This window comes from Pseudoalteromonas sp. Isolate6 (assembly GCF_022398435.1).
In the GTDB taxonomy this organism is placed as follows: domain Bacteria; phylum Pseudomonadota; class Gammaproteobacteria; order Enterobacterales; family Alteromonadaceae; genus Pseudoalteromonas; species Pseudoalteromonas galatheae.
On record NZ_JAKEVK010000144.1, the window covers coordinates 1 to 11,789 of the forward strand.

14 protein-coding genes and 1 pseudogene are annotated in these 11,789 nt (G+C 44.6%); 1 reads left to right on the plus strand and 14 read right to left on the minus strand.

The annotated features are described in order from the left end of the window. Positions 1-48: 48 nt before the first annotated feature. The 11 genes from rpsQ to rpsJ are packed head-to-tail and all read right to left on the minus strand — an operon-like array spanning position 49 to position 5,013. Positions 49-306 carry a 30S ribosomal protein S17 gene (rpsQ, locus tag L1D50_RS16585; protein ID WP_010607740.1) on the minus strand — a complete coding sequence of 86 codons (258 nt, stop codon included), beginning with the start codon at positions 304-306 and terminating at the stop codon, positions 49-51. Beyond that, positions 306-497: a 50S ribosomal protein L29 gene (gene rpmC, locus L1D50_RS16590; RefSeq protein ID WP_010376372.1), complete on the minus strand. Its 192-nt coding sequence runs from the start codon at positions 495-497 to the stop codon at positions 306-308. The genes rpsQ and rpmC overlap by 1 nt, the downstream gene beginning before the upstream one ends. Beyond that, entirely contained in the window at positions 497-910 is a 414-nt protein-coding gene (gene rplP, locus L1D50_RS16595; RefSeq protein WP_010376373.1) for a 50S ribosomal protein L16, read from the minus strand. The genes rpmC and rplP overlap by 1 nt, the downstream gene beginning before the upstream one ends. 13 nt (positions 911-923) lie before the next feature. Then, positions 924-1,625, minus strand: a complete 702-nt coding sequence (gene rpsC / locus L1D50_RS16600) for a 30S ribosomal protein S3 (protein ID WP_010376374.1) — start codon at positions 1,623-1,625, stop codon at positions 924-926. Between the two features lie 12 nt (positions 1,626-1,637). Further along, complete coding sequence (rplV, locus tag L1D50_RS16605) at positions 1,638-1,970, minus strand: 50S ribosomal protein L22 (protein ID WP_010376375.1); 333 nt, start codon at positions 1,968-1,970, stop codon at positions 1,638-1,640. 12 nt (positions 1,971-1,982) lie between these two features. After that, on the minus strand, positions 1,983-2,261 hold the full coding sequence (rpsS, locus tag L1D50_RS16610; RefSeq protein ID WP_010376377.1) for a 30S ribosomal protein S19: 279 nt from the start codon (positions 2,259-2,261) through the stop codon (positions 1,983-1,985). Between the two features lie 16 nt (positions 2,262-2,277). Further along, entirely contained in the window at positions 2,278-3,102 is an 825-nt protein-coding gene (gene rplB / locus L1D50_RS16615) for a 50S ribosomal protein L2 (protein ID WP_010607737.1), read from the minus strand. A gap of 17 nt (positions 3,103-3,119) precedes the next feature. Further along, positions 3,120-3,422 carry a 50S ribosomal protein L23 gene (rplW, locus tag L1D50_RS16620; RefSeq protein ID WP_095728987.1) on the minus strand — a complete coding sequence of 101 codons (303 nt, stop codon included), beginning with the start codon at positions 3,420-3,422 and terminating at the stop codon, positions 3,120-3,122. Further along, a complete protein-coding gene (gene rplD, locus L1D50_RS16625) occupies positions 3,419-4,021 on the minus strand; it encodes a 50S ribosomal protein L4 (protein ID WP_088529602.1) in 603 nt (200 codons plus the stop codon). Before rplD ends, rplW begins: the two co-directional genes overlap by 4 nt. A gap of 17 nt (positions 4,022-4,038) precedes the next feature. Then, positions 4,039-4,674 carry a 50S ribosomal protein L3 gene (gene rplC / locus L1D50_RS16630; protein WP_010376387.1) on the minus strand — a complete coding sequence of 212 codons (636 nt, stop codon included), beginning with the start codon at positions 4,672-4,674 and terminating at the stop codon, positions 4,039-4,041. A 27-nt stretch (positions 4,675-4,701) separates the two neighbouring features. After that, positions 4,702-5,013 carry a 30S ribosomal protein S10 gene (rpsJ, locus tag L1D50_RS16635; RefSeq protein WP_010376390.1) on the minus strand — a complete coding sequence of 104 codons (312 nt, stop codon included), beginning with the start codon at positions 5,011-5,013 and terminating at the stop codon, positions 4,702-4,704. Between the two features lie 471 nt (positions 5,014-5,484). On the opposite strand from rpsJ, the gene plsB reads away from it, so the two are divergent. Next, positions 5,485-7,911, plus strand: a complete 2,427-nt coding sequence (plsB, locus tag L1D50_RS16640; protein WP_138522990.1) for a glycerol-3-phosphate 1-O-acyltransferase PlsB — start codon at positions 5,485-5,487, stop codon at positions 7,909-7,911. A 49-nt stretch (positions 7,912-7,960) separates the two neighbouring features. Here plsB and L1D50_RS16645 read toward each other — a convergent pair whose 3' ends face one another. From L1D50_RS16645 to tuf, 3 genes and pseudogenes are all read right to left on the minus strand, one after another. Continuing rightward, positions 7,961-10,051, minus strand: a complete 2,091-nt coding sequence (locus tag L1D50_RS16645) for a TRAP transporter fused permease subunit (RefSeq protein WP_239966443.1) — start codon at positions 10,049-10,051, stop codon at positions 7,961-7,963. A gap of 36 nt (positions 10,052-10,087) precedes the next feature. Then, on the minus strand, positions 10,088-11,104 hold the full coding sequence (locus L1D50_RS16650; RefSeq protein WP_138522986.1) for a TAXI family TRAP transporter solute-binding subunit: 1,017 nt from the start codon (positions 11,102-11,104) through the stop codon (positions 10,088-10,090). A 319-nt stretch (positions 11,105-11,423) separates the two neighbouring features. Next, a pseudogene (gene tuf, locus L1D50_RS16655) lies at positions 11,424-11,789 on the minus strand (elongation factor Tu); the annotation flags it as partial.

Consider the following 11,789-nt stretch of genomic DNA (forward strand, 5'->3'; position numbering starts at 1 on the left):
AGCTAATGCCGGGGCTTTATAAAAGTCTAATTTAGTTAAAAACTAAAATTAAGCTTTCTTAGGACGTTCAATCACGTCAACTAGCGTCCAAGATTTTTTCTTAGAGATTGGCGCACATTCGCGAATAGTCACGACGTCACCTGCTAGTGCTGTGTTGTTTTCATCGTGTGCGTGCAACTTAGTTGTACGCTTGATGAACTTACCGTAGATCGGGTGTTTAACCTGACGCTCGATAGCAACAACGATTGACTTGTCCATTTTGTCGCTAATTACACGACCTTGTACAGTACGGATCTTATCGCTCATTATGCACCTGCCTTCTGGTTGATAACCGTTTTCACACGCGCAATATTGCGACGTACTTTCTTAAGCTCGTGAGTTTGAGCTAGCTGACCAGTGCTCGCTTGCATGCGCAGGTTGAACTGCTCACGAAGAAGCTCTAGAAGTTCAGCATTTAGCTCTTCTACGCTTTTGTCTTTAAGTTCGCTAGCTTTCATTACATTACCGTCCGAGTTACAAATGTTGTTTTGAAAGGTAATTTACGAGCAGCTAGGTCGAATGCTTCACGAGCAAGCTCTTCTGAAACACCTTCCATCTCGTAAAGTACTTTACCAGGCTGAATTTCAGCAACCCAGTATTCAACAGAACCTTTACCTTTACCCATACGAACTTCAAGCGGTTTCTCTGTAATTGGCTTATCTGGGAATACACGGATCCAGATTTTACCTTGACGCTTGACGTGACGTGTCATAGCACGACGAGCTGCTTCGATTTGACGAGCAGTCATACGGCCACGGCCAGTCGCTTTCAAGCCGAAAGAACCGAAGCTAACTTTGTTACCGCTGGTAGCCAGACCACGGTTGCGGCCTTTGTGTACCTTACGGAATTTTGTACGTTTTGGCTGTAACATTAGTCGCTACCTCTTACTTAGCACTTTTTTTAGCTTTCTTCGGCGCACGTTTAGCTGGCTTCTCTTGCTCTTGAACTAGTGGAAGACCACCAATTACTTCGCCTTTGAAGATCCAAACCTTAACACCGATGATACCGTAAGTGGTCAAAGCTTCTGAAGTTGCGTAGTCGATATCAGCACGTAGAGTGTGTAGAGGTACACGACCTTCACGGTACCACTCAGAACGTGCGATTTCAGCACCGCCTAGACGGCCGCTTACTTCAACTTTGATACCCTTAGCACCTAGACGCATTGCGTTCTGTACTGCGCGCTTCATAGCACGACGGAACATAACACGACGCTCTAGCTGAGAAGAAATACCGTCAGCAACTAATTGTGCATCTAGCTCTGGCTTGCGTACTTCTGCGATGTTGATTTGCGCAGGTACACCAGCAAGCTTAGTTACAGCTTGGCGAAGCTTTTCAACATCTTCACCTTTTTTACCGATAACAACACCAGGACGAGCTGTGTGAATTGTTACACGGATTGATTTAGCTGGACGCTCGATAACGATCTTAGCTACAGAAGCACTTTTCAATTCCTTAGTAAGGTATTGACGTACTTTGTGATCGCCAAAAAGCTGTTCAGAGAAATCTTTTGTATTCGCGTACCAAGTAGATACCCAAGGCTTTGAGATACCTAGGCGAATACCAGTAGGATGAACTTTTTGTCCCATTACTTATATCTCCTAGCTATCCGATACCACAACAGTGATGTGGCTTGTACGCTTAAGGATGCGGTCTGCGCGTCCTTTAGCACGTGGCATAATACGTTTCATTGTAGGACCTTCGTCTACAAATACTTTAGCCACTTTAAGCTCATCAATGTCAGCACCTTCGTTGTGCTCCGCGTTCGCGATAGCAGACTCAAGTACTTTCTTAACTAATACAGCCGCTTTCTTCGGGCTGTACGCCAGGATTTCTAGCGCGCGATCAACCGGAAGTCCACGGATCTGATCTGCCACTAGACGTGCTTTCTGCGCCGAACCAGAGGCGAATTTGTGTTTAGCTAATGCTTCCATCATACCCTCCGATTAACGCTTCTTAGCTTTCTTATCCGCAGCGTGACCGCGGTAAGTACGTGTAGGTGCAAATTCACCTAGTTTGTGACCGATCATTTCGTCTGTGATGAACACAGGAACGTGCTGACGACCATTATGGACAGCGATGGTCAATCCGATCATGTTAGGTATGATCATTGAACGACGGCTCCAAGTTTTAATTGGCTTCTTGTCACCGCTTTCCAACGCTTTCTCTACCTTCTTCAGCAAGTGTAGGTCAATAAATGGACCTTTCTTGAGAGAACGTGGCATGGCAATTCCTCAACTATTATTTAGTACGACGACGTACGATAAACTTATCAGTACGCTTGTTCTTACGAGTCTTGTAACCTTTAGTAGGTACGCCCCATGGAGATACAGGGTGACGACCACCAGAAGTACGACCTTCACCACCACCGTGTGGGTGGTCAATCGGGTTCATGGCAACACCACGAACTGTAGGACGGATACCACGCCAACGATTTGCACCAGCTTTACCTAGTGAACGTAGCATGTGTTCTGCGTTACCTACTTCGCCAAGAGTCGCACGACAATCAGACTCAACCTTACGAACTTCGCCAGAGCGAAGACGTAGTGTTACGTATTGACCTTCACGAGCAAGGATCTGTACGTAAGCACCAGCAGAACGTGCAATTTGCGCACCTTTGCCAGGTTTAAGTTCAACGTTGTGTACAGTAGAACCTACAGGGATGTTACGCATAGGTAGTGTGTTACCAACCTTGATTGGTGCATCAACACCAGATTGGATTGCATCACCTGCTTTAAGACCCTTAGGTGCAATAATGTAACGACGCTCACCGTCTGCATATAATACAAGAGCGATGTTTGCGCTACGGTTTGGATCGTACTCTAGACGCTCAACTTTAGCTGGAATGCCATCTTTTGTGCGTGTAAAGTCGATTACACGGTAGTGTTGCTTATGACCACCACCGATGTGACGAACCGTGATACGACCGTTGTTGTTACGACCGCCTGATTTAGAGTTTTTCTCTAGTAGCGGAGCGTAAGGCTTACCCTTGTGTAGATCAGGGTTAACCACTTTAACGACGTGACGACGACCCGCAGAAGTTGGTTTACACTTTTGAAGTGCCATAATTCTAACTCCCCTTATTACTCGGCGCCGCCGACAAAGTCTAGCTCGCTACCTTCTTTAAGAGTAACGTATGCTTTTTTCCAATCGCTACGACGGCCAAAACGCATACCAGTACGCTTTGTCTTACCCTTAACATTTAGAGTGCGAACACCAGTTACTTCTACTTCGAAAAGCTTTTCAATAGCAGCTTTAATTTCTGCTTTGTTTGCATCTTTAGCTACTTTGAAAACGATAGTGTTGTTTTCTTCAGCAGATACAGTGCTCTTCTCAGAGATGTGTGGAGCAAGGATTACTTTTAAAAGACGTTCTTCACGGATCATGCTAGCGCCTCCTCAAGTTGCTTAACAGCAGCAGCAGTAATCAGAACCTTATCGAAAGCGATTAGGCTTACTGGGTCGATGCCAGCTACGTCACGCGTGTCAACCTTGTACAGGTTACGTGCAGAAAGGAATAGATTCTCATCTACTTCTTCAGTCACGATTAGTACGTCTTTAAGCTCAAGTTCTTTAAGCTTAGCTACTAGTTCTTTAGTCTTTGGTGCTTCTAGACCAAAGTTTTCAACAACTACTAGACGATCTTGACGAACAAGCTCAGAAAGAATGCTCTTGATCGCACCGCGATACATCTTACGGTTAACTTTTTGGCTGTGATCTTGCGGCTTAGCTGCAAAGCTCACACCACCGCTGCGCCAGATTGGGCTGCGGATTGTACCAGCACGTGCACGGCCAGTACCTTTTTGGCGGAATGGTTTCTTACCACCACCGCGTACTTCAGAACGTGTCAGTTGAGCTTTAGTACCTTGACGAGCACCTGCTGCATAAGCAACAACTACTTGGTGTACTAATGCTTCGTTAAACTCACGTCCAAAAGTAGCTTCGGAAACTTCAAGCGCGCCAGCGCCTTTAATTGCTAATTCCATCACTAAATCTCCAGGACTTATGCTTTAACAGCTGGTTTAACGATAACGTCACCGCCGATAGCGCCAGGTACTGCACCTTTAACTAAAAGCAAGTTACGCTCTGCGTCAACACGTACTAGTTCAAGGTTCTGTGTCGTTGAACGAACATTACCCATTTGACCGGCCATTTTCTTACCTTTGAAAACTTTACCAGGAGACTGGTTTTGACCGATTGAACCAGGAGCACGGTGAGATAGAGAGTTACCGTGAGTTGCGTCTTGCATGCTGAAGTTCCAGCGCTTAACACCACCTTGGAAACCTTTACCTTTTGAAGTACCAGTAACGTCTACTTTTTTCACTTCAGTGAAAAGTTCAACAGTTAGCTCTGAACCTACTTCAAATTCACCTTCACCGCCGTTAAGACGGAATTCCCACAGGCCGCGACCCGCTTCAACGCCAGCTTTAGCGAAGTGACCCGCTGCTGGTTTGTTTACACGGCTTGCTTTTTTCTCGCCTGCAGTAACTTGAAGCGCGTTATAACCGTCAGTTGCGTCAGATTTGATCTGCGTAACACGGTTAGGAGTCGCTTCGATAACTGTCACAGGGATAGATACACCATCTTCAGTGAAGATACGTGTCATACCCACTTTACGACCGACTAGACCTAATGCCATTTTCCTAAAACCTCTCTAATCTTCCGATTAACCCAGGCTGATTTGAACATCAACACCAGCAGCAAGGTCTAGGCGCATTAGAGCGTCTACAGTCTTGTCAGTTGGTTCTACGATGTCGATCAGACGTTTGTGGGTGCGGATTTCATACTGATCACGCGCGTCTTTGTTTACGTGCGGAGAGATCAATACTGTGAAACGTTCTTTGCGCGTAGGTAGTGGGATTGGACCACGAACCTGTGCACCAGTGCGCTTCGCTGTTTCCACGATTTCCGCCGTTGATTGGTCAATCAAACGGTGGTCAAAAGCTTTTAGGCGAATACGAATGCGTTGATTTGACATTCTTAAACCTCAAAATAAAAAGAGCATTTAAAAAGAGCATAAAAAAACGACCGAGACTAGCTCAATAATTCCTGAGAAGTCGGTTGTTAATTTATTTCTACCATTGAACTCACAATTGGAGTTCCTGTTCATAGGGCCTGAAATCCAGACCTTTCATTTACTTTTCTAGACACTACGGTCAAGAAAGTCTGCACATTATAGTTATATTGGTGATAAATGCAACAACTAATACAAAGTAATTTTATCGTTGGGATCCGTAGACGCTGTCACGCAGATACAGTGCATTGAACATACATAATATTTCACTCACACAAAGCACATAGAACAAAATTCACTCTACTCAAGCATTCGCTTCTGTTAACCTTCAATAGTGAAATATTGCGACAAGAAAACATGGATGACGCCTTTGTAAATGGTCAGTCCAGTTAAATCTTGGTATTCTATGGCTAATGATAATTGTTCGGTATTCCCATGCAGATTTTTTCTTATTTGCTTACAACCATCGCTCGCTGTAGCAACTGGCTTTTTGTTAAAAGTAAAGTATTGCCAGAGCATCCCATTGAGGATTACGAGCTAGATCCCAGCATTCCCACATTTTATGTAGCGAGACTCGACTCGGTATCAGACATGGTCGCGCTAGACGTTATGTGTAAAAAGCTTGGTTTACCTAGACCATCGCAAAAAGAGCGAATTGGTAATAAAGAGCTCAGTCGCTTTGTTGGGATCCAGGCTCCGCCGAGTGTCTTTGGTAATAGTCATAAACCAAGTGATGCTCTACAGCACAGTAAAGCGATTTTTGAAGCCTTTAAAGACGATGACAATACCGATGCACAGGTTATTCCGGTCACCATATTATGGGGTCGTAATCCAGGTAAAGAAAAGCCAGGTGTGGGAACCTTATTATCCAATTCATTGACGCCGAGCTGGCTACGCAAATGCTTTGTGGTCTTGTTTTCAGGCAGGGACAACTTCGTTCGATTTTCCCGCCCGATTGAACTTAATCAATTGTTAAACGATAAAGCAGACGTTGAGGAGCTACCACATAAGCTGCTGCGCGTTGCACGCGTGCATTTCCGCCGTCAAAAGTTGGCTGCAACGGGTCCCAAATTGCCATCACGTGAACAGCTATTTAATTCTATCTTAGCGTCACAAAGCATTAAAAAAGCTATTGCTGACGAAGCAAAGGCAAAAGGTCTAAGTCAGGAAGAAGCAAGGCTACAAGCACTTAGGTTATTAGACGAAATAGCCGCAAACTATTCAGACGCCATGGTACGCGTGGCTGATAGAGCCCTAACTTGGCTGTGGAACAAGCTTTATAATGGTATTGAAGTTAATAACTCAGACAAAGTACAAGCGCTTGCGGACAAAGGACATGAGATCATTTACGTGCCATGTCATCGTAGCCATATGGATTACTTGCTTCTCACTTATGTGATTTACCATCAGGGTTTGGTACCACCGCACATCGCAGCTGGCGTTAATCTCAACTTTTTCCCTGCGGGGCCGATTTTCCGTCGTAGTGGCGCCTTCTTTATTCGCCGCTCCTTCTCTGGTAACAAACTCTATTCCGCGGTATTCAAGGAGTATTTGAGTCAGTTATTTATCAAAGGGTATTCTGTTAAGTTTTATACCGAAGGCGGTCGCAGTCGTACCGGTCGCCTTTTACCACCAAAAACGGGTATGTTGGCAATGACACTACAATCTATGTTGCGTGGCATAGACAGGCCTATCTCACTGGTGCCTGTTTACCTCGGTTATGAACATGTTATGGAGATCAACACTTACCTCAAAGAGCTGGCTGGTAACAGTAAGAAAAATGAGTCTATCTTTGGTATTTTTAAGGCGATTAAGAACCTTAAAAACTATGGTAGAGGGTATTTAAATTTTGGCGATCCGATATCAGTCAACCAATTTTTAAATGAGCATCAACCAGATTGGCGTGATTCTATCCACCCCACCGAAACTCAAAAACCTGCTTGGCTGAACAAGCAAGTTGCCGATCTCGCTGATGTCATCATGACTGAGATAAATAACTCAGCAGCACTGAACTCAGTTAATTTGCTTGCGACAATTTTGCTGAGTAACGAGCAATTTGCATTGCCTAAATCACAACTGCTACAACAGCTCGATTTGTATCTTGGACTACACAGACATGCACCTTATCACGACAATGCGACGGTGCCAGATTCGAGCTCTGAGGGCTTACTCGATCATGCACTTAAGCTTGATAAGTTCGATATTATTGAAGACAGTTTCGGCAGCATCATTAGTGTTAAGGAAAAAGAACGCGCTCTGCTTAATTATTACCGTAACAATATTCTGCACCTGTTTGCCGTACCAAGCTTAATCGCTCAACAGCTCTTCAACCGCTACAGCTTGACTGTTGATGAGTGCCGTAAAGAGGTAGCGCTGTTGTATCCCTTGTTTGCAAAAGAGTGGTTCTTAACAGATCTTAAGACAGGATATATAGAGTCTATTTTCGAATACTTTGCGGCTAAGGATCTGATCACCTTTGATGGTCACCTTGCCTCAGTTAACAAAGATGGTAGCGCATTGGCACAATTAGAAATGCTAGGTAAAGTGATTCACTTAACGCTTGAGCGCTATGCAATTACGATTAACCTCGTTAAGCGTCATCAAGGATTAAGTCGTAGCGAGCTTGAAAAAGAAAGTGCACTTCTTGCTGACCGACTAGGAACTTTGCATGGCATCAAAAGCCCTGAGTTTTTTGATAAAAAAGTACTCAGTGCATTTGTCACTAGCCTAAAAGAGCAAGGCTTTATAGAGCAAGATGAAGCTGCTGGCATTCGTGGCACAGAATCACTGCATATCTTAGAGCAGTATTTAAAAGCCCTGCTACCTGCTCGAATACATCAGTCTATCCAACATATCGTTTAATATCAAAAGGCCCCAATTTAGGGGCCTACTTTATGGAGCATAGCAAAGCTTAAGTTAGACGATTATCTATCACTTGCTTTATAACAACAGCAACAACACATAGTGCCGCTGCAATATCTACAGAGATTATTTGATGCGGCCAAACTAAAGCGATACCTAAAAGTGCTAACACCATCCTGATAGGTTTATTGAGCTTCGCCTCCGCATAGCCATATATCGCTGCTGCCAAAGCGTACATCCCCACAAGCGCGGTGAAAAAAACCTGCATGATCTCGAAATTACTCCCCCCGATAAACGGCGTATAAGCAAACAGTAAGGGAACGATGTATAGCGCTTTGGCCGTTTTCCATGCTTCTATTCCTGTTGCCATCGGCGGTGTTTTGGCAATTCCCGCGGCGGTAAAAGCGACCAAGCATACCGGCGGTGTCACATTGCTATCTTGCGATAACCAAAAAATAATCATATGGGCAGAAAGTAGCATCATGGCCAAATGCGTGGCATCAAATTGGCTACTGCGAATAATATCAATAGCCTCTGGCGGCAAGCTTGCCAAAATAGTAAACACTTGAGCCGCTGTAATATTTGGCTGGTTATATATCTCACCTAGTGCTGGTGCCATCATACTCATCATCATCGTCGCAGTGTCATTGAGTTGACCATTTACTATGATCTCTACCAGTGCTGACTGGCTGATCAAGCCATACAAAGCCGGTGCAGAAAGCGTTGCCAACACAATATATGATGCCGTAACAGGCAGTCCCATACCGATAATTAGCGAGGCCAATGCAATCAATACCAACAACAGTATCAAGCTTGCTCCCGCCCATTCATTTATCATTAGAGAAAAAGTAACCCCTAAGGAGCTGATCGAAATACAATTCACCAGCATGCCAATGGCCACCAATAATATTGCTGTCTTAGCGCTGTTTTCAGTTGCATTTGCAAGCGCAGCCAAAACCTTTGACCACTTCATCGGCGAATGTGAAAACAAAGAAAATAGACACACACTGAGCGTCGCAATACTGACTGCATAAGTTGGCGTAAAGCCATAAATCATCAATGTTACGAGCAACACGATAGGTAATAAATGATGCCAACCGGACTTCAGCTCTTGCCAAGCACTCAATTGCTCTGACTCTAATGCTGGCTGGATGTTCAAACGCTTAGCTTGAATACGTACAAAGATGGCGATAGATGCGAAATAAAGCAGAGCGGGAACAAAGGCCGCCGCAATTATTGTCAGATAAGGAATTTGAGTATAAGAGGCCATCACAAATACACCTGCCCCCATAATCGGCGGGATCAGCTGACCTCCAGTCGATGCTCCGGCTTCAACTGCTGCCGCAAACTTTGCAGGAAAGCCAGCTTTCTTCATTAATGGAATGGTGATCACCCCAGTCGCCGCTGTATTCGCGATAGCAGAGCCCGACACAGAGCCCATCATACCCGAGCTCACAACAGCAACAAGTCCTTGTCCGCCAACCATGCGACCAACAAGCGCATTGGCAAAGCGAATGATAAAATCCCCTGTTCCTGCTTGGACTAGAAATGCGCCAAACAGGATAAACATAAAAACAAACGTCCAAGAAATTTTAGCAATAGGTCCAAACAAGCCGTCATCAAAGTAATTGCGAAACAAAATAGTTTCTGCGCTTAAACCCGCAAAATGAAACACGCCATCGATATACTGTCCCAAAAACAGTACATAACTCATCGCCAGTAGGATCATCATCGGGATAAACCAGCCCATACAGCGCCGGACCAACTCAAGCGCGAGGAGTACAGCGGTGGAAGATGCTATCCAGTCAGCCGTAGCAAATTCATAATTACGCGCAGCCAACGCATCACTGTACAGAACAAGATAGCCACAGCTCACGGTTAAACCGATAAACAGCCCGATATCAATAACGCTAGAAAGCACTGCTAATTTGCCAACTCTAAGTGGCAAGGTGAGCAAGATAATGCTACCAAATAGCATGAAATGAATGGCTGAAATATAGTTATCCGGCCAAGTGGCGACCAAGTTAAAATAGAGGTGCAACAGACTCGTGAGTATCGCTAAATAAAAAGCGACCCTATTACGAGCTGCTGTGGACGTTGATGCTAGTGACGCACTCTGCTCACTACTGATATTACTCATTGATAGATATCATCCCGTTTTGCTAAATTGAAGGCATTACTGCAGATGATCAGGTACAGCAATACCTATTTCTCTGTAGTACTTCAGCGCACCAGGATGTAGCTTGGCAGGCAGTCCAATAAGTGCCTTTTCTATCGCCATGGCTTTAGTCGCTTTATGAATGGTTTGAAGGAAAACTAAATTTTCATAAATTGCCTTAGTGAGAAGGTATACATCCTCCTCACTCATGTCTTTATGTGCAGCAAGAAAGTTTGGCTGCGCAATCGTTTTGATTGCGTTAGTCTGGCCGGGGTAGGTGTTAGCTGGGATCTCGAAGCGTGACCATAGTTCTACCTCAGCGTTGACTTTATGTAGCTGCTCATCAGTGAAATCCAGCACAGTGATGCCATTGGCATCGGCTGCATAAGCACTTGTAATAGCGCTGACAGGTACTCCTGCCGGAATATTCATTCCCGCAATTTGACCATTTTGTAAAGCGCTAGAAGAGCCCGCATAACCTTTATGCACCAAAGTGAATTTGTCACTCTCAACGCCCAGTGCTGCCATAATATGCTTTCCAGATCCTTCCGTTCCAGAGTTACGCTTGCCAATGCCAAACCCCTGTGAATATAGGTTTTTTAAATCAGAGACATTACCAGTTGTGGCATATTTCTTAGCAATGACAAAATGCTCTACGTTTTGCCACAACATCGTTACAGAACGTAGATAATCTTGTTTGCCAACGGTTGCCATTGCGCCCGTCCCCTGCGTCGCCCATGCACCATAAAGGCCCTGTAGAATTGCCAGTTCAGCTTCTTTATTACGCATGAGTTTAAGGTTATCACCAGAACCTGCAGAGGTAATGGCCGAGACACTCATGCCATGCTGCGGTGTGACTTTTAGCTTAGTTAGTGTCGCAATCGCGACACCTACTGGATAAAAAGTGCCGCCAGATGAGGCTGTTGCCAAAATATAGGATCTGTCTTTATCTACATTAGCAAAACTTGCAAAGGTACATAGCGACATTGTAATACTGAGCACAGCGGAAATTGTTCGAGCTGAAAGACCTAACATCTTTATACTCCCTAGTTTTAGGTTTTATATGAGCTTATTGTGCACACCTTTACGTAATTAACCAAATTTTTACGTAACTGGTGGCTGGATATCAGAATATAAATTAGGGAGATTATATGGTGAGAATATGGAGTTTAAGCCGCCAGAGCCAAATATTGGAGTATTATCAGGTTATTCGTTATAAACGTTAATGAGGCAAAAGAAGTACTTTTAATGGAGAACGGTATTTTCACTGGTCGCGATATAAAATCGCATCTACAAGGCATTAAAAAAGGCCGCCAAAGCGACCTTTTTTATGTGTGTTACGACAATCTACAGATTACTCTTCGATTGTTGCTACAACACCAGCGCCTACTGTACGGCCACCTTCACGGATAGCGAAACGTAGACCTTCGTCCATCGCGATTGGTACGATTAGCTCAACAGTCATCTTGATGTTGTCGCCTGGCATTACCATTTCTACGCCGTCTGGTAGCTGGATGTCACCAGTTACGTCTGTTGTACGGAAGTAGAACTGTGGACGGTAACCTTTGAAGAATGGAGTGTGACGACCACCTTCATCTTTAGATAGTACGTATACTTCTGAAGTGAACTTAGTGTGCGGCTTGATTGAACCAGGCTTACATAGAACCTGACCACGCTCAACTTCGTCACGCTTAGTACCACGTAGTAGTGCACCGATGTT